The sequence below is a fragment of the Klebsiella planticola ATCC 33531 genome, from assembly GCF_000735435.1.
In the GTDB taxonomy this organism is placed as follows: domain Bacteria; phylum Pseudomonadota; class Gammaproteobacteria; order Enterobacterales; family Enterobacteriaceae; genus Klebsiella; species Klebsiella planticola.
Window position 1 is genome coordinate 55,805 of the sequence record NZ_JMPP01000014.1, and the last position, 17,218, is coordinate 73,022.

Annotated in this window: 16 protein-coding genes and 1 other annotated feature; of the genes, 10 read left to right on the forward strand and 6 right to left on the reverse strand. The window is 56.1% G+C overall.

Translation table 11 applies throughout. The features are described from left to right. The first annotated feature begins 106 nt into the window (after nucleotides 1-106). Both GRPL_RS21010 and GRPL_RS21005 read left to right on the forward strand, forming a co-directional pair. Nucleotides 107-1,240 (forward strand): BamA/TamA family outer membrane protein, encoded by a 1,134-nt coding sequence (locus GRPL_RS21010; RefSeq protein WP_046853304.1) that lies wholly within the window; start codon nucleotides 107-109, stop codon nucleotides 1,238-1,240. A 340-nt stretch (nucleotides 1,241-1,580) separates the two neighbouring features. Next, complete coding sequence (locus GRPL_RS21005; protein ID WP_032697061.1) at nucleotides 1,581-2,807, forward strand: YidR family protein; 1,227 nt, start codon at nucleotides 1,581-1,583, stop codon at nucleotides 2,805-2,807. Between the two features lies 1 nt (nucleotide 2,808). On the opposite strand, the gene GRPL_RS21000 is transcribed toward GRPL_RS21005, so the two are convergent. Beyond that, entirely contained in the window at nucleotides 2,809-3,141 is a 333-nt protein-coding gene (locus tag GRPL_RS21000; protein ID WP_032690175.1) for a YceK/YidQ family lipoprotein, read from the reverse strand. A gap of 242 nt (nucleotides 3,142-3,383) precedes the next feature. Continuing rightward, nucleotides 3,384-3,457 (forward strand) — a sequence feature (ROSE (Repression Of Heat Shock gene Expression) occurs in the 5'-region of heat shock genes and acts as an RNA thermometer to modulate expression.). Between GRPL_RS21000 and ibpA the strand changes: the two genes are divergently transcribed. The 3 genes from ibpA (at nucleotide 3,451) to GRPL_RS20985 (ending at nucleotide 6,259) form a co-directional block, all read left to right on the forward strand. Continuing rightward, a complete protein-coding gene (gene ibpA, locus GRPL_RS20995; RefSeq protein WP_004869150.1) occupies nucleotides 3,451-3,864 on the forward strand; it encodes a small heat shock chaperone IbpA in 414 nt (137 codons plus the stop codon). It overlaps the preceding feature by 7 nt. Before the next feature lie 115 nt (nucleotides 3,865-3,979). Further along, nucleotides 3,980-4,408, forward strand: coding sequence for a small heat shock chaperone IbpB (ibpB, locus tag GRPL_RS20990; RefSeq protein WP_015585468.1), 429 nt, complete (start codon nucleotides 3,980-3,982; stop codon nucleotides 4,406-4,408). Between the two features lie 189 nt (nucleotides 4,409-4,597). Further along, complete coding sequence (locus tag GRPL_RS20985; RefSeq protein ID WP_032690176.1) at nucleotides 4,598-6,259, forward strand: putative transporter; 1,662 nt, start codon at nucleotides 4,598-4,600, stop codon at nucleotides 6,257-6,259. Here the strand turns inward: GRPL_RS20985 and GRPL_RS20980 are convergent. After that, entirely contained in the window at nucleotides 6,227-6,973 is a 747-nt protein-coding gene (locus GRPL_RS20980; RefSeq protein WP_032698487.1) for a GntR family transcriptional regulator, read from the reverse strand. The two genes, GRPL_RS20985 and GRPL_RS20980, sit on opposite strands and share 33 nt — an antisense overlap. Before the next feature lie 298 nt (nucleotides 6,974-7,271). Here GRPL_RS20980 and GRPL_RS20975 point away from each other — a divergent pair, with 298 nt between their 5' ends. The 4 genes from GRPL_RS20975 (at nucleotide 7,272) to GRPL_RS20960 (ending at nucleotide 11,021) form a co-directional block, all read left to right on the forward strand. Then, the gene (locus tag GRPL_RS20975) at nucleotides 7,272-8,894 is read left to right on the forward strand and encodes an alpha-glucoside-specific PTS transporter subunit IIBC (RefSeq protein WP_004869143.1); all 1,623 of its coding nucleotides are present in this window, start codon (nucleotides 7,272-7,274) and stop codon (nucleotides 8,892-8,894) included. Further along, nucleotides 8,891-10,213, forward strand: a complete 1,323-nt coding sequence (locus GRPL_RS20970) for a 6-phospho-alpha-glucosidase (protein WP_004869142.1) — start codon at nucleotides 8,891-8,893, stop codon at nucleotides 10,211-10,213. The genes GRPL_RS20975 and GRPL_RS20970 overlap by 4 nt, the downstream gene beginning before the upstream one ends. Before the next feature lie 108 nt (nucleotides 10,214-10,321). Next, nucleotides 10,322-10,669, forward strand: coding sequence for a YidH family protein (locus GRPL_RS20965; RefSeq protein ID WP_032690177.1), 348 nt, complete (start codon nucleotides 10,322-10,324; stop codon nucleotides 10,667-10,669). Continuing rightward, nucleotides 10,659-11,021 (forward strand): DUF202 domain-containing protein, encoded by a 363-nt coding sequence (locus tag GRPL_RS20960; RefSeq protein ID WP_032690178.1) that lies wholly within the window; start codon nucleotides 10,659-10,661, stop codon nucleotides 11,019-11,021. Before GRPL_RS20965 ends, GRPL_RS20960 begins: the two co-directional genes overlap by 11 nt. 47 nt (nucleotides 11,022-11,068) lie before the next feature. Here GRPL_RS20960 and dsdA read toward each other — a convergent pair whose 3' ends face one another. After that, the gene (gene dsdA / locus GRPL_RS20955; RefSeq protein WP_032698489.1) at nucleotides 11,069-12,397 is read right to left on the reverse strand and encodes a D-serine ammonia-lyase; all 1,329 of its coding nucleotides are present in this window, start codon (nucleotides 12,395-12,397) and stop codon (nucleotides 11,069-11,071) included. A gap of 17 nt (nucleotides 12,398-12,414) precedes the next feature. Further along, a complete protein-coding gene (gene dsdX / locus GRPL_RS20950; RefSeq protein WP_032690180.1) occupies nucleotides 12,415-13,752 on the reverse strand; it encodes a D-serine transporter DsdX in 1,338 nt (445 codons plus the stop codon). Nucleotides 13,753-13,977: 225 nt separating this feature from the next. Between dsdX and dsdC the strand changes: the two genes are divergently transcribed. Further along, nucleotides 13,978-14,904, forward strand: a complete 927-nt coding sequence (gene dsdC / locus GRPL_RS20945) for a DNA-binding transcriptional regulator DsdC (RefSeq protein WP_015585471.1) — start codon at nucleotides 13,978-13,980, stop codon at nucleotides 14,902-14,904. A gap of 54 nt (nucleotides 14,905-14,958) precedes the next feature. On the opposite strand, the gene emrD is transcribed toward dsdC, so the two are convergent. Next, a complete protein-coding gene (emrD, locus tag GRPL_RS20940; protein ID WP_004869124.1) occupies nucleotides 14,959-16,143 on the reverse strand; it encodes a multidrug efflux MFS transporter EmrD in 1,185 nt (394 codons plus the stop codon). Nucleotides 16,144-16,318: 175 nt separating this feature from the next. Next, complete coding sequence (locus tag GRPL_RS20935) at nucleotides 16,319-17,152, reverse strand: EamA family transporter (RefSeq protein WP_032698490.1); 834 nt, start codon at nucleotides 17,150-17,152, stop codon at nucleotides 16,319-16,321. Between the last annotated feature and the right edge of the window lie 66 nt (nucleotides 17,153-17,218).

Genomic DNA, 17,218 nt, shown 5'->3' on the forward strand with positions numbered 1-17,218 from the left:
ACCCGTACCGCCCTCGAAAAAGCCACGCCGGATGCCAACTATAATCAAACCCGACGCGGTTTCGTATTGCCGGCCGTCATCACCTTTATCTCGGAGAGAAACGTTTTTGAGCACGCTGCGTAGCGTCATTCTGTGTTGTACCGCATGCTCTTTTATCGGGCAGGCGCAGGCGTTGAGCCAGGAACATATTGATGACTGGCTGAAAAACCTGGGGGCCAGCGACCAGTTTGATGCTTCGAAAGGGATCGACTGGGGCGTGATGCCCGGGCCGTTCTACACGCCGGAGCTAGGTCTGGGAATCGGCACCGCAATGGTTGGCATGTATCGCCCCGATCCCGGCGATACCGTCAGTCAAAATTCGACGTTAACGCTCAGCGGCTACGCCAGTTCCACCGGCGCATTTGGTATTAGCGTAAAAAACTACGCCTTTTTTGCCGACGATCTCTGGCGCATCTTTGTCGAAGGTTCGCTGGCCAATACGCCAACGTATTACTGGGGACAAGGTTTCACTGCCGCCGATAACGACGGTGGCAAAGAGAAATATACCGCGCAGGTACTGACGCTGCGGCCCACCGTATATCGACAGCTGGTGGACAATATGTATCTTGGCGTGGGCTGGTCACTGGCCGCCCAGAATGCCGATGAGACGGACCGCGACGATTTGCCCAAAATTGAAAGCACTCCTCAGGGGCCCTCGGTATTCAGTTCTGGCTTCAGCATCGATGTGAACTGGGACGATCGGGATTTTGTTCCGAACCCTCGCCAGGGCCAGTATGCGGACCTCCGCTATACCCACTATGCTCCGGGGCTGGGGAGCGATACCCGATTTGATGAATGGCATCTTCACTACAGCCGCTACACCGCGCTCAGCGAAAAAAGCGTCCTGGCGTGGGAGAGCGACGGAGTATTTACCCACGGCGATGTACCGTGGAGCATGCTGCCGCTTCTCGGCAGCGATGAGCGCATGCGCGGCTATTATCAGGGGCGCTATCGCGATAAAAATGTGCTGAGCACCCAGCTGGAGTATCGTCGCCAGCTTACCTGGCGCCATGGCATTGTTGCCTGGGTTGGCGCAGGGACGATGGGACCTTCCGTTGATTCTCTGAATGACGGCCGTTGGCTACCGACGGCGGGCGTTGGCTATCGCTTTGAATTTAAACCGCGGGTGAATATTCGCCTCGACTATGGTATCGGCAAAGGCAGCAGCGGCTTTTACTTCCAGGTCGGTGAAGCCTTCTGATGTCGGGTTCTGTCCTTGTGAATCCACCTGCAGAAGTACCGTGGTGTCGCGGTTTACTCTCGTGGTTTACATCGCCATAGTCGACGTCGGTCGCTGCATTCGGGCTGGAACATCCGCTCATATTCAGGCGCGATTCGACACCACTAAAGCGGGAATAAGCAACGTTTTCCTGCGCTTGCCTGGTTTGTGCGCGTTATCCCGGCCCGGTTCTGGTCTGTAGTGCCGCAATCGCGTTGCCGGGGGCAACTCCTGTATCCTGCCGGCGGGCGATGTTAAACGTGTAGGTTAATTCTGTCCGATGCTATACCCTGATATGAACGTTGTGCATCAGGGTATCTCTATGAAACAAGTCACCTTTGCTCCCCGCCATCATCAGCTAACCAACACGCGCACCTGGACTGCGGACAGCCAGTGGCTGGCCTTTGACGTTCGTCCGTCGGGAGCCTCCTTTACCGGAAAGACGATTGAACGGGTTAATGTGCAAACCGGGGCCGTAGAGATCCTCTATGGTGCGGAACACGGGGCGCATGTTGGTGTGGTGACCGTTCATCCTGCGATGGATAAATACGTCTTTATACATGGTCCGGAACACCCGGATGAAAACTGGCAGTATGATTTTCACCATCGCCGCGGCGTGGTGACGTATCAGGGCGCGACGCACAACCTTGAGGCGATGGATATCACCGCACCGTATACGCCGGGCGCGCTGCGCGGCGGCAGCCATGTCCATGTCTATAGTCCAAACGGGCAGTTCGTCAGCTTTACTTATAACGATCATGTCCTGCACCAACGTTCGGCCTCCCTTGACCTGCGAAACGTCGGCGTCGCGACCCCTTATGGCCCGGTCTCACCGCACGGGCAGCATCCGCGTGAATATGGCGGCAGCCACTGGAGCGTGCTGGTCAGCCGGACAACGCCGACGCCGGTGCCGGGCAGCGATGAGATTAACCGCGCCTATGAAGAAGGCTGGGTGGGGAACCATGCGCTGGCATTTATCGGCGATACGCTGTCGACCAATGGCGCCAGAATCCCTGAGCTGTTTATTGTGACGCTCCCGGAGAGCGAGCGGGGCTGGAAGCAACCGGGCGATACGCCGCTGGCCGGTACGGAGACCACCATGCCTGCACCGCCGGCCGGAGTGATGCAGCGACGTTTAACGTTTACTCACCATCGACGCTATCCGGGGCTGGTCAATACGCCGCGGCACTGGGTGCGGGCCAACCCGCAGGCAACGCAGATTGCCTTCCTGATGCGCGACGAGGCGGGAGTGGTGCAACTCTGGCTGATCTCCCCCCAGGGGCGCGATCTGCGGCAGTTAACCCACAATGTTAATGATATTCAATCGGCTTTTAACTGGCACCCGTCAGGGGAGTGGCTGGGATTTGTGCTGGATAACCGCATGGCTATCTGTCATGCCCGGAGCGGTGAAATTACATTTTTGACTGCCGATCATGAAAACCCACCTTCAGCGGATGCTGTGGTGTTTTCACCGGACGGGAAACACCTTGCCTGGATGCAAGATGTGAATGGCTATCGCCAGCTGTGGATAACCGACGTCGAGTTTTAAATCAAGGCGCTGGCATGGCCGCTGGTGGAATCACGGCGTTGGTCGCCAGCGAGCTCTTCTCACTTTTCTCGACGCGTGATTTTATCGAGCTGTCGGTACGGAACATATCCCACGGCAGCAGCAGCGTGTCCATCACCGCCGTGAAGGGCATATCGAGTGCGACCAGGGATTTTGTTCCCCAGTTGGCATCACTGTTTCCCAGCATTTGAGCGCTGGCGCGAGTTCCCGGATAGGTTCCTTCCTTTCCACCGGTATGTGACATCACGCTGGAGCAACCGCTCAAACCCACCATCCCGCTGAACAGGACCAGCTTTAACAGACCGCTTTTCATCATTCTTCCATCGTTGTTTCGGGCATTGAGGTAACCTTCATATCGGTTATATCGAGCCATTCCATGAATGCCTAGCGTTATTGCACCGCACTGTGGCAGGCATCGCATTTTGCCTTTTGTGCTTTCCACCCAGTCTAAGCAATCGACAGGAAACTGCAAAAAAAAATGGTTTTTCGCGCTTGAAAACGGCGGAATGAGCCACATTTTAGAAATGTGACCCGATGAGGATACGCCTGCGGGGTATTCCGGGTAATGACGACCTGTCCATGATGGAAGGTCATAAATTCTCGCTGATTTCAGGAGCTTTTTATTATGCGTAATTTCGATCTCTCTCCGCTGTATCGTTCTGCTATTGGTTTTGACCGCCTTTTTAATCTGTTAGAAAACAATCAGAGTCAGAGTAATGGCGGCTACCCTCCGTATAACGTCGAGCTGGTAGATGAAAACCATTATCGCATCGCTATTGCCGTGGCCGGTTTTGCCGAGAGCGAACTGGAGATCACCGCGCAGGATAATTTGCTGGTCGTCAAAGGCGCCCATGCAACCGAGCAGAAAGAACGTACCTATCTTTATCAGGGCATTGCGGAACGCAACTTTGAGCGCAAATTCCAGTTGGCGGAAAATATCCATATCCGCGGTGCAAACCTGGTGAACGGCTTGCTGTATATCGATCTGGAACGCGTGATTCCGGAAGCGGACAAACCGCGCCGTATCGAAATTAACTAATTTTATCCGGGTCGCCGTGCGGCCCGATACTGCCAACTTGCTCGCCGTCAGGGGGCAAATGCGAATCCACAGGATTTGCAGAGATTAACTCGCTTCATAGAAGGAGAAATACATTATGCGTAACTACGATTTATCCCCACTGCTGCGTCAATGGATCGGTTTTGACAAACTGGCCAATGCACTGCAAACCACCAGCGAAAGCCAGAGCTTCCCGCCGTATAACATTGAAAAAAGCGACGATAACCACTATCGCATTACCCTTGCGCTGGCCGGTTTCCGTCAGGAAGATCTGGATATTCAGCTGGAAGGGACGCGCCTGAGCGTGAAAGGTACGCCGCAGCAGGCTGACAAAGAAACGAAATGGCTGCACCAGGGGTTAGTCAGTCAGGCCTTTAGCCTGAGCTTTACCCTGGCGGAAAATATGGAAGTCTCCGGTGCCACATTCAATAACGGGTTGCTGCACATTGATTTAACCCGTAACGAGCCGGAAGTGGTTATCCCGCAGCGTATCGCGATTAGCGAGCGTCCGGCGCTCGACAGCTAAGTCGAAACGACAGAGAAAGCCCCGATGATCGGGGCTTTTTTTTGGCCGTTATAAAGGGCAGCCCGCCGTTTCCCGCCGATCTACACCGTTCAGATGACCCGCCGATTATTGTGCGCCAGGCTGCATACAGGCCCGGAGGCTTAAGCCATAATCCATGATATTGATAATGTTATTCACAGGGAACAGACGATGAGTGATATAGCATTGACCGTTAGCGTTCTGGCGCTGGTGGCGGTAGTCGGATTGTGGATCGGCAATGTCAAAATTCGCGGCGTCGGGTTTGGCATTGGCGGCGTGCTGTTTGGCGGCATTATCGTTGGCCACTTTGTGGACCAGGCGGGTATCGCGCTTAGCAGCCCGATGCTGCACTTTATTCAGGAATTTGGCCTGATTCTCTTCGTCTATACCATCGGCATCCAGGTGGGGCCGGGTTTCTTCGCCTCGCTGCGCGTCTCCGGGCTACGGCTCAATCTCTTTGCCATCCTGATTGTCATCCTTGGGGGGCTGGTGACCGCAGTGCTGCATAAGCTCTTTGATATCCCGCTGCCGGTGGTGCTCGGTATTTTCTCCGGCGCAGTCACTAATACGCCAGCGCTGGGGGCCGGGCAGCAAATTCTGCGCGATCTTGGCGTACCGTTTGACGTTGTCGATCAGATGGGGATGAGCTATGCCATGGCCTATCCGTTTGGTATTTGCGGCATTTTGCTGACCATGTGGCTGGTGCGTCTGTTCTTTCGCGTTAACGTCGAAAAAGAGGCTCAGCAGTTTGATGAGAGCAGCGGGAACGGACACGCGGTTCTGCAAACGATTAACGTCCGGGTTGAAAACCCGAACCTGAACAATATGGCGATTCAGGACGTGCCGATGCTCAACAGCGATAAGCTGATTTGCTCCCGTCTTAAACGTGATGATCTGCTGATGGTGCCGGCTCCGGGGACCTTAATTCAAACCGGCGACCTCCTGCACCTGGTCGGGCGCCCGGAGGATTTGCACAACGCGCAGCTGGTTATCGGTAAGGAAGTTTCCACCTCGCTTTCAACCCGCGGCACCGATTTGAAAGTTGAGCGGGTAGTGGTCACCAATGAGAAGGTATTAGGTAAGCGGATCCGCGACCTGCATTTTAAACAGCGTTATGACGTGGTGATTTCGCGGCTTAATCGCGCCGGGGTTGAGCTGGTGGCCAGCAGCCATGCCAGCCTGCAATTCGGTGATATTCTTAACCTGGTTGGCCGTCCGGAAGCCATTGATGCGGTTGCCGCCGAGCTGGGTAACGCACAGCAAAAATTGCAGCAGGTTCAGATGCTGCCGGTGTTTATCGGCATTGGCCTGGGGGTTTTGCTGGGGTCTGTCCCGCTGTTTGTTCCCGGCTTCCCGGTGGCGTTGAAGCTGGGGCTGGCCGGTGGCCCGCTGATTATGGCGCTGATCCTCGGGCGAATCGGCAGTATCGGGAAGCTCTACTGGTTTATGCCGCCGAGCGCCAACCTCGCGCTGCGTGAGCTGGGGATTGTGCTCTTTCTGGCGGTCGTCGGGCTGAAGTCCGGCGGTGATTTTGTCGAAACGCTGACCGCAGGCGACGGGCTGAGCTGGATTGCCTACGGCATTTTTATTACCGCGATTCCGCTGCTAACGGTAGGCATTCTGGCGCGGCTGCTGCTGAAGATGAACTACCTGACCCTGTGCGGCATGCTGGCCGGGTCGATGACCGACCCACCGGCACTGGCGTTCGCCAACAATCTGCATGCCACCAGCGGAGCCGCGGCGCTCTCGTATGCCACGGTCTATCCGCTGGTGATGTTTTTGCGCATCATTACGCCGCAGCTACTGGCCGTGTTGTTCTGGGGGATGAGTTAACGGCGTCTCCAGGTGGACGCGCCGCAGATGGTAGTCCACCTGGTATTCACTGGCGTTGCGGAACATCACCGAATAGTTCAGAAACTCACCGCTGTCGCTGTAGGAAAGCGAGGTAATCCGCAGCAGCGGCGTCTGTTCCGGCACATTCATTGACCGGGCCAGCTGCTTGTCCGCCAGCACCGGCGTCAGGCTTTCATAGTTACCGCTAATGGTTATCCCGCACTCTTTCTCAATGTAATCGAATTTTGACCCTTCCAGATGCACCAGCGACAGGTTACGGAACAGTTTGACCGGCATATAGCTGTCTTCCAGCATCAGAGGTTTGCCGTCCACGTAACGCACCCGGCGTGAAAAGTAGATCCGTTCATTGATTTGTATCCGTAGCTGGCTGGCAATTGCCGGCGGCGCCGGCATGACTTCGAAGATCAGCACCTCGCTGACCACCTCTTTACCTTGCTTGCGTAACACTTCCGCCAGACCGGTGAGGTTAGTGGTCTCGTGATGCACATCTTTACGGGCGACAAAGGTGCCGGATCCGTGGCGGCGAACGACCAGCCCCCAGCTAATCAGCAGTTCGATAGCTTTGCGGATTGTCATCCGCGCCACGCCGAACTCTTCTGCCAGTTTTTTCTCTCCCGGCAGCGGGCTGCCGACATTGAAATCGGAGGAATTCAGCCGAAGGCGCAATCTGTCTGCGATGGATTTATAGATCACCAGTAGACCTCTGTTCCACTTTTCAAAAGGCATTGTTACCAATGGATGTTATTAATAATTACTTTAAATACATAAAGATATGATTAATTCACCCTGATGTTTTAATCAGCGTAATTCATGATGTCTATTTTTACTTAAAAAAGTAGACAACATTGTGGAAATTAAAACCATGAAAGCGATCACGAATCGCAACGCCATCGCATGTTGTCGGACGGGTAAATTCCTATTCTCGCTTTAGGCCGATACTCAAGACAAATAAGGCCTCTTACCCTACTGGTTGTTAAATGAGGATTTTAAAATGCTCAGTCAAATACAACGTTTTGGCGGTGCCATGTTTACCCCGGTTTTACTGTTTCCTTTCGCCGGGATCGTGGTGGGTATTGCCATTATGCTGCGCAACCCGATGTTTGTCGGCGAAGCGCTGACAGCACCTGATAGTTTATTTGCCCAGATTGTTCACATTATTGAAGAAGGCGGCTGGACGGTATTTCGTAACATGCCGCTGATTTTTGCCGTCGGCTTACCGATTGGCCTCGCGAAACAGGCGCAGGGACGAGCTTGCCTTGCCGTGCTGGTGAGTTTCCTGACGTGGAACTACTTCATCAACGCCATGGGCATGACCTGGGGCCACTTTTTCGGCGTCGATTTTTCTGCCGACCCCACCGCCGGTAGTGGCCTGACGATGATTGCCGGCATTAAAACGCTGGATACCAGTATCATCGGTGCGATCGTGATTTCCGGGATCGTCACCGCGCTACATAACCGCTATTTTGATAAACCGCTGCCGGTATTCCTCGGTATTTTCCAGGGCTCTTCATTTGTCGTTATCGTTGCCTTCCTGGCGATGATCCCCTGCGCCTGGTTAACGCTGCTGGGGTGGCCAAAGGTGCAGATGGGCATTGAATCGCTGCAGGCTTTTTTACGCTCTGCCGGAGCGCTAGGGGTCTGGGTTTATATTTTCCTTGAGCGCATTCTGATTCCCACAGGCCTGCATCACTTTGTCTACGGACCGTTTATTTTTGGCCCGGCGGTGGTGGAAGGCGGTATCCAGGTCTACTGGGCACAGCATCTGCAGGAGTTCAGCCAGAGTACGGAGCCGCTGAAAGCCCTGTTCCCGGAAGGCGGTTTCGCCCTGCACGGCAACTCCAAGGTCTTTGGTTCGGTCGGGATTGCGCTGGCGCTCTATTTCACCGCCGCGCCGGAAAACCGCGTCAAAGTGGCCGGGTTGCTGATCCCGGCGACGCTGACCGCCATGCTGGTGGGGATTACCGAACCGCTGGAATTCACCTTCCTGTTTATCTCCCCGCTGCTGTTTGCCGTGCACGCGGTGCTGGCGGCGACGATGGCGACGGTGATGTATATGTGCGGGGTCGTCGGCAACTTCGGCGGTGGCCTGCTTGACCAGTTCCTGCCGCAAAACTGGATCCCCATGTTTCACAACCACGCCTCGATGATGTTCATCCAGATAGGTATCGGGGTGTGCTTTACCGCTATCTACTTCGTTATCTTCCGCGCCCTGATCCTGCGTCTGAATCTGAAAACTCCGGGCCGCGAAGAGAGTGAAATCAAGCTCTACAGCAAAGCGGATTATCAGGCGGCGCGCGGTAAAACCAGCGCCGCGGGTGCCACAGAGTCCAAATTAGGCCAGGCCGCAGGCTTTCTGCAGGCGCTGGGCGGCGCAAGCAATATCGAATGCGTCAACAACTGCGCCACACGGCTTCGCATCACGCTGGTCGATATGGCGAAAACACAAAGCGACGACGTCTTTAAAGCGCTGGGCGCTCACGGGGTGGTGCGTCGCGGTAACGGGATTCAGGTCATCGTGGGCCTGCATGTTCCCCAGGTTCGCGACCAGCTGGAATCCCTGATGAAAAATTCTCTACAGACCGAACAAACCACCATGACGGAGGCAGTATCATGAAAAAATTCTCAGTTGTTATCGCAGGCGGCGGCAGTACATTCACACCAGGTATCGTATTGATGTTGTTAGCAAACCAGGACCGTTTCCCGCTGCGGGCACTGAAATTTTATGACAACGACGGCGCGCGTCAGGAGACCATCGCCGAAGCGTGTAAAGTGATTCTTAAAGAGCAGGCGCCGGAAATTGAGTTCAGCTATACCACCGACCCGCAGGCGGCCTTTACCGACGTGGATTTTGTTATGGCGCATATCCGCGTTGGCAAATACCCGATGCGTGAAAAAGATGAAAAAATCCCGCTGCGCCACGGCGTGCTGGGTCAGGAAACCTGCGGACCTGGCGGTATCGCCTACGGCATGCGCTCTATCGGTGGCGTGCTGGAACTGGTGGACTATATGGAAAAATATTCGCCGAACGCCTGGATGCTGAACTACTCCAACCCGGCGGCAATCGTCGCAGAAGCCACGCGCCGCCTGCGTCCGAATGCGAAAATCCTCAATATCTGCGATATGCCGATCGGCATTGAAGGGCGCATGGCGCAAATTGTCGGCCTCAAAGATCGTAAACAGATGCGGGTGCGTTACTACGGGCTGAACCACTTCGGCTGGTGGACGTCGATTGAGGATCTGCAGGGTAACGATCTGATGCCGAAACTGCGCGAACATGTAGCGAAATATGGTTATGTGCCGCCTTCTAACGATCCGCATACTGAAGCCAGCTGGAACGATACCTTTGCCAAGGCGAAAGATGTGCAGGCGCTGGATCCGGATACCATGCCGAACACCTACCTGAAGTATTACCTGTTCCCGGATTACGTCGTCGAGCACTCCAACCCGGCGCGTACCCGCGCTAACGAGGTCATGGATCACCGCGAGAAAAATGTCTTTAGCGCCTGTCGGGCAATTATTGCCGCGGGTAAATCTTCTGCCGGCGATCTGGAGATCGATGAGCACGCTTCATACATCGTGGATCTGGCCACCGCCATTGCCTTCAACACCCAGGAGCGCATGCTGCTGATCGTACCGAACAATGGCGCTATCCATAATTTTGACGCTGATGCGATGGTGGAAATTCCGTGCCTGGTTGGCCATAACGGGCCGGAACCGCTGACGGTCGGCGATATTCCGAACTTCCAGAAAGGGATGATGAGCCAGCAGGTGGCGGTGGAGAAACTGGTGGTGGATGCCTGGGAACATCGCTCTTATCACAAGCTGTGGCAGGCGATTACGCTGTCGAAAACCGTGCCGAGCGCATCCGTCGCGAAAGCGATTCTCGACGACCTGATTGAGGCCAACAAAGACTACTGGCCGGAACTGCATTAATCCTCGCCTCAACCGGCATCCATCGGGTGCCGGTTCTTTCGCTGCTCCCCTGTTCGTAACAAATTACGCTATGCTGAAGCCTGCTCGCGCTACGAACAAGGAACCCTGATGAAAATTTCTCGCGTCGGCGAAGCGCCGGATTACCGCTTCTCGCTGGCCAACGAACGTACTTTTCTGGCGTGGATCCGCACGGCATTAGGTTTTCTTGCCGCCGGGGTTGGCTTAGATCAGCTGGCGCCGGATTTTGCCACGCCGCTGATTCGCGAAGTGCTGGCGCTGTTGCTATGTCTGTTTGCCGGCGGCCTGGCAATTTATGGCTACCTGCGCTGGCTGAGTAACGAAAAAGCGATGCGCCTGAAGCAGGATCTGCCTTATACCAGAACGCTGCTGGTCATTAGCGTCTTATTGATGATCGTGGTGGGGGTGGTGATGGCGCTGGTGCTCTATGGCGGATAGGCGCCGGGCGCGGCGGGAAAGCGATCCGGGGCTGCAGCCGGAGCGGACATCGCTGGCCTGGTTTCGAACGTTGCTGGGCTACGCGGCGCTGATGGCGCTGGCGATCAAACATAACTGGCATAGCGCGGGGGTGCTGTTCTGGCTATCGATTGGCGTACTGGCGATAGCGGCTATTGTGCTCTGGGGCTATACGCGGCGCCGTAATCTGATGGATGTTGACGCAAGTGATTTTGTTCAGCCGCAGGCGATACGTGACAAGTTTTTCATTGCCGTCGCCGTCCTTTCGCTATCGCTCATGTTTGCGGCTACGCACCTGCGGCAGATCGCGTTATTTCTGCAGAATGTGACATAGCGGAAAGCGGGCCCAACGGCTTATCATTCGCCGTTGAGCCCGTGGTATTAACGCCCTTTCGCCAGATACTGCGCCATCTCTTCCTCTGGCACCATGCCGCCGCCGGTCGCCCAGACCAGATGCGTGGCGTTGTCCATTTGGCCGGCCGTGAAGCCGTGCATCTGCTGATATGCCTCGCTGGCGCAAACGCGCTGCGGTCCGGCCATACCGGCCAGCGCGGACGGCTCCAGGTGGATATTTTCAGCTTTCGCCAGCCAGCCCAGCATGTCGTACATCGTCTGGTCGCTGAGGGTATAGAAGCCATCCAGCAGACGCTCCATGGCCCTGCCGACAAATCCGGAAGCCCGACCCACGGCCAGGCCATCGGCGGCAGTCAGGTTATCAATACCCAGGTCCTGGACCGAAATTTCATCATGCAGGCCGGTATGGACGCCGAGCAACATACAAGGAGAGTGCGTGGGTTCAGCAAAGAAACAGTGTACATGGTCGCCGAAAGCCAGCTTGAGACCAAACGCAACCCCGCCAGGGCCGCCGCCGACGCCACACGGCAGATAGACAAACAGCGGATGATCGGCATCGACCACACGTCCCTGGCGGGCAAACTGCGCTTTCAGGCGCTCGCCTGCGACGGCATAGCCGAGGAACAGCGTGCGCGAGTTCTCATCATCGATAAAGAAGCAGTTGGGGTCCCCTTCGGCGGCTTTACGCCCCTGCTCGACCGCGACGCCGTAATCCTGTTCGTATTCAACCACCGTTACGCCGTGGCTGCGCAGCTTCGCTTTTTTCCATGCCCGGGCATCGGCAGACATATGCACGGTGACGTTAAAACCGATACATGCGCTCATGATGCCAATCGACATCCCCAGGTTGCCGGTGGAGCCGACGGCGATGCTGTACTGGCTAAAGAACTGCTTAAATTCCGGGGTCAGCAGCTTGCGATAGTCATCTTCGGTAGTCAGTAACCCCGCTTCCAGCGCCAGCTTTTCGGCGTGGGTCAGCACCTCGTAAATACCGCCGCGGGCCTTGATGGAGCCGGAAATCGGCAGATGACTGTCTTTTTTCAGCAGCAGATCGCCGCTGACGGGCCGGGCAAACGCCTGCTCCAGCCGTGCTTTCATTGCCGGGATAGCGACCAGTTCGGATTCAATAATCCCACCGGTGGCGGCGGTTTCCGGGAATGCCTGCGCCAGATACGGCGCAAAGCGCTCAAGGCGGGCACGGGCGTCCTGAACATCGTCAGCCGTCAGGCCAACGTACGGTAAACCTTCCGCCAGCGAAGTGGTTGCCGGGTTAAACCAGGTGGTTTCTTTCAGGTCAACCAGATCCTTCAGCAGAGGAAACCGGGCAAGTAAAGTGGTCATGTCAGCGTTTTTCATATTACGTCTCTTTGCGCTCAGATGATGAAAGAAAGCAGGAACGTGCAGGCTAGTGCAAGTAAGGATGCGATAAATGTTGCCGTTGTATAGTATTTGAACGTCTCACTCAGGCTCGCACCACAGTATTGTTTAACCAGCCAGAACAGGGAATCGGTAACGATCGTGCAGCCAATTGCGCCGGAACCAATGGCAATGGCGATGATCTCCGGGCTAACGCCAGGGTAGAGCGGCAGCATCGGTGCCACGATGGCCGTGGCCCCCATCATGGCAACGGTGGCAGAACCCACCGCCGCGTGCAGAATCAGCGCCACCAGCCAGGCCAGCAGAATCGGGTGCATATGCAGACCGGAGAGAATAACCGCCAGCGAATCAGCCAGGCCGCTGGTTTTCAGGACCGCGTTGAACGCGCCGCCTGCGCCGATAATCAGCAGGATATTGGCAATAGAACCAAAGCCCTTTTCGGTATGGGTCAGCAGCGTGGCCATGCCCATATTCTGACGGATACCGAGGACGTAGTAAGCCACGAAGACGGCGATAAACATGGCGGTAATTGGATTACCGATAAACTCCAGCAGCATATACAGCGTGCCGGTTTTGGCCATATTCAGCTCGGCGACGGTTTTCACCAGCATCAGAGCGATCGGCAGCAAAATGGTCAACAGCGTGGCGGCGAGCGACGGCAGCGTCTCTTCTTGACGAACGTCCAGATTGGCGAACTCGGCAGGAACCGCTTTGAACGGCAGGCGGTTGCCCAGCAGCTTCAGGAACAGCGGGCCGCCAACCAGTGAGGCCATCAACCCGACCAGCAAACCATAGACAATCACGGTACCGATATCGGCGCCCAGCTTATTGGCGACGAACAGCGCCGCCGGGTGCGGCGGTACCACGCAGTGCACGGCCATTAGCGCGGTACACAGCGGAATCGCCAGCTTCAGCAGAGAGGTGTGGGTCTTTTTGGCAATAGAAAAGGCCAGCGGAATCAGCAGCACGACGCCGACTTCGACAAACAGCGTAATCCCGCAAATCAGGCCAACCAGTACCATGATCACATCGACCGACAGCCAGCGACAGCGCTGAAGCGTCAGGCCGATACGTTCGGCGGCGCCTGAAATCTCCATCATTTTGCCCAGAATGGTGCCGAGGCCGATCACTGCCGCCAGGAAACCGAGGGTTCCACCGATCCCATTTTCAATGGCGTTGACCATGTCCAGTGGGCTCATCCCCATCATTGCGCCGACGAAGAAACTGGCTAACAGCAGCGCCAGAAAGGGGTGAAATTTCAGTTTTACGATAGTCAAAACAATCAACACAATGCTGATTAATAACGTGCTCACAACCCAAATCTGAGATTCCATACCCCACCTCGCCCGTGAATAAGATGGGGTTATTGAACAGAAAAACGACACCGGCTGACAAACGATATAAATGGCGCTTAAGGTGAATTAGATTGAATCAAAATGGTGATTAAAGTCTAAAAATGGCTTTTATTTGCGTTATGAGTCACTTTTTTTCATCTTTAAACCCATGTCGGGTGACCATTTTTCTTACAATCAGCGGTAAAAAATCAGGGGAACCGAACGATGGATGTCGCTAAAGAGATAGGCAACCGGCTGCTCAACGGCTGGCAGTTGTCAAAGCTGTATACCTTTGAGGTCGCCGCACGGCATGAATCTTTCGCGCTGGCGGCGGAAGAGCTGTCGCTGACCCCCAGCGCAGTGAGCCACCGGATGAATCAGCTGGAGGAAGAGCTGGGTATTCAGCTTTTTGTACGCTCTCATCGGAAAGTGGAGTTAACCCATGAGGGGAGGCGGGTGTTCTGGGCGCTGAAATCCTCGCTGGACAGTCTGAACCAGGAGATTCTGGATATCAAAAACCAGGAGCTGTCAGGTACGCTGACCGTCTACTCACGTCCGTCGATCGCCCAGTGCTGGCTGGTACCGGCGCTCGGGGACTTTACCCGCCGTTATCCGTCGATATCGCTGACTGTTCTGACCGGTAACGATAACGTGAATATGCAGCGAGCGGGTATCGATCTGGCGCTCTATTTCGACGATCTGCCTTCATCGCAATTAACCCACCATTATCTGATGGATGAAGCCATCGTCCCGGTTTGCACGGCGGACTATGCCCGGCAGCATCAGCTCCAGCAACATCCCGATAATCTGCAACATTGCACCCTGCTGCACGATCGCCAGGCCTGGAGCAATGATTCTGGCACCGACGAATGGTTTAGCTGGGCGCAGCACTTTGGGGTTAACTTGCCGCAATCGTCGGGTATTGGTTTCGATCGCTCAGATTTGGCGGTGATTGCTGCCATGAATCATGTTGGCGTGGCGATGGGGCGTAAGCGGCTGGTTCAAAAGCGTCTGGCGAGCGGAGAGCTGATTGCGCCCTTTGGCGAGATGACGCTGAAATGCCACCAGCACTACTATGTGACCACGTTAGCGGGGCGCCAGTGGCCGAAAATAGACGCCTTTATTCACTGGCTACAAAGTCTGGCGCAATGATTTTCCCCGGACGCGGGATAAGGCGCAGGCCGCTATCCGGGGAGACTCCGGTGCTTAAACCGGCTGCTGGTGGCGGCTGAAGCGCGAAGCCAGCGGCAGCCAGCACAGCAGAATCAGCAGCCCCATGAGCATCATCAATAACCCCAGGCTGCTTTGACCGGTCTGCGGCATCATCGCCGAGAGCCAGGCCAGGACGCCGGAGCCGATGTTTTGCAGGCCGCCCACCAGCGCGCCTGCCGTCCCGGCGAGGAACGGGAAGGGTTCCATCGCGCCGCTGGTCGCCAGCGGAAACAGCATGCCGGCGCCAAAGAAAAACAGCGCCGCGGGCACCAGCAGCGTCCAGACGGTCATGATGCCCATCAGGCCAGGGATCCACATCATAATGCCCGCCAGCAGGCAGCAAATCACCGATTGCCACATCAGGGTCGGGAAGCGTTTATGCGGGCGTCCGGCAAACCAGGCACCGAAAAAAGCCGCCGGGATGGGCAGAATAAACAGAATACTCACCGCCATGCTGCTTAAGCCCAGCACGGCGCCCATCAGCACGCCGGAACAGGCTTCGAACACGGCGATGCCGGCGAGGCCGCCAATCAGCATCAGCAGATAGCAGTTGAACGCGGTATTGCCGAACAGCGTTTTGTAACTGGTCGCCAGCCGGGAGCGCGGTGCGCCAGCCGGACGGGTTTCAGGCATCCAGCGCGCCATGCTAAAGGTTACGCCCGCGCACAAAATCAGCAGGAAAGCGTAGCAGGCGCGCCAGCTCCACAGCGTATTGAGGATACCGCCAATCAGCGGCGCCAGCAGCGGGCTGACCAAAATTCCCATATTTAACAGGCTGTTGGCATGCCTGAGCTGGGCACCTTCATACAGATCGCGCGGCAGCGTGCGCGCCATGACCCCGCCGACGCCGGTTCCCATACCCTGGATGGCGCTGGCGATAATCAGCACCGTCAGGCTGTGGGTGGTGATAGCAACCAGCGTCGCCAGCATAAAGATAGACATCCCGATGAGGATCACCGGACGTCTTCCTACGCGGTCAGACAGCGGGCCATAAAAGAGCTGAGAGACGCCATAGGTCAGCAAATAGGCCGCCATTACGCTCTGCACGGCCCCTTCACGGGCGTTCAGCGAGATAGCCATGTCGGCGATCGCCGGGATATAAATGGTCTGCGCCATCTGGCCAACGGCCACCAGCAGTACCAGCATCAACAACAAAGTGAAGTTCTTATGCCGTTTCATGTCGATGAATACTTTGTGAGTATAGGTAAATGAAGAATATGTGACTGGCACATCCCTTAAATGCTGGAGGAATCTACCACATAAAAATGACAGTACAACTATATGACGATGATTGGAGAGGGATTTCAGGCAGGTTTTGTAAACAATAATCGGCAACAAATGTTGCCATTCTGCGTTAGGACAGACGCAGCAGAATAGCCCCCGCCGCAATGCCGCAGGCGGCGACGATTCGCAGGGCGATAAGCTTCTCTTTGAGCAGCACCAACGCGATGACGGCGCCGAATAAAATCGAGGTTTCTCGCAGCGCGGCCACCACTGCCAGCGGTGCCTGGGTCATCGCCCACAGTGCCAGGCCGTATGATCCCATCGTACTCAGGCCGCCGATGGCGCCTTTTTTCCAGTGCTGGCGCAGATAGCGGCTGGCTTCCTGGCGCCGATAGATCATCGACCAGCTCAGCAGACAGCAGCCGTTCATAAAAAAGGACCATAGCGTGTAGCCCAGCGCCGTATCCGACAACCGCACGCCGGTACCATCAACTAACGTATAGCCGGCGATAAAACAGGCGTTGATCAGCGCGAGGGTGATGCCGTAGCCGGAGCGGGTCCGACCGTTGCAGGCCATGGCGAGGATCGCCAGACAAATTACGCCAATCCCTGTCCATGCCAGCGGCGACAGCGTATCGCCGAGGAATGCGACGCTAATCACCGCCACCAGCAGCGGCGCGGTGCCGCGCATCAGTGGATAGGTCTGACTCATGTCGGAGACCTGGTAGGTTTTGGCGACCAGAACGGTGTAGACCACCTGCAGTGCGCTGGAAAGCACCAGATACGGCGCGCTGGCCAGGGAGGGCTGCGGCGCGAAAGGCAATGCAACCAGGGCGGTCAGCGCGGCGGAGCCGCTCACGCCGATCGCCGCGTACAGCTTATCTCCACTTGCTTTGACGATAGCATTCCAGCTGGCATGCAGCAGGGCGGCGAACAGCAGAACGCAGAAAACGGTTATCGTCATGGCAGGTGTGTTGGTGAGTGGCCGGGTCCTGGAACTGTAACACGGGCATTTTCACCCGGCCAGCCG

Bases quoted from the DNA above. Each gene is read 5' to 3' on its own strand.
- GRPL_RS21005 (WP_032697061.1), top strand. From the start codon at position 1,581: ATGAAACAAGTCACCTTTGCTCCCCGCCATCATCAGCTAACCAACACG.
- GRPL_RS21000 (WP_032690175.1), bottom strand. From the start codon at position 3,141: ATGATGAAAAGCGGTCTGTTAAAGCTGGTCCTGTTCAGCGGGATGGTG.
- ibpA (WP_004869150.1), top strand. From the start codon at position 3,451: ATGCGTAATTTCGATCTCTCTCCGCTGTATCGTTCTGCTATTGGTTTT.
- ibpB (WP_015585468.1), top strand. From the start codon at position 3,980: ATGCGTAACTACGATTTATCCCCACTGCTGCGTCAATGGATCGGTTTT.
- GRPL_RS20985 (WP_032690176.1), top strand. From the start codon at position 4,598: ATGAGTGATATAGCATTGACCGTTAGCGTTCTGGCGCTGGTGGCGGTA.
- GRPL_RS20975 (WP_004869143.1), top strand. From the start codon at position 7,272: ATGCTCAGTCAAATACAACGTTTTGGCGGTGCCATGTTTACCCCGGTT.
- GRPL_RS20970 (WP_004869142.1), top strand. From the start codon at position 8,891: ATGAAAAAATTCTCAGTTGTTATCGCAGGCGGCGGCAGTACATTCACA.
- GRPL_RS20965 (WP_032690177.1), top strand. From the start codon at position 10,322: ATGAAAATTTCTCGCGTCGGCGAAGCGCCGGATTACCGCTTCTCGCTG.
- GRPL_RS20960 (WP_032690178.1), top strand. From the start codon at position 10,659: ATGGCGGATAGGCGCCGGGCGCGGCGGGAAAGCGATCCGGGGCTGCAG.
- dsdA (WP_032698489.1), bottom strand. From the start codon at position 12,397: ATGAAAAACGCTGACATGACCACTTTACTTGCCCGGTTTCCTCTGCTG.
- dsdX (WP_032690180.1), bottom strand. From the start codon at position 13,752: ATGGAATCTCAGATTTGGGTTGTGAGCACGTTATTAATCAGCATTGTG.
- dsdC (WP_015585471.1), top strand. From the start codon at position 13,978: ATGGATGTCGCTAAAGAGATAGGCAACCGGCTGCTCAACGGCTGGCAG.
- emrD (WP_004869124.1), bottom strand. From the start codon at position 16,143: ATGAAACGGCATAAGAACTTCACTTTGTTGTTGATGCTGGTACTGCTG.
- GRPL_RS20935 (WP_032698490.1), bottom strand. From the start codon at position 17,152: ATGACGATAACCGTTTTCTGCGTTCTGCTGTTCGCCGCCCTGCTGCAT.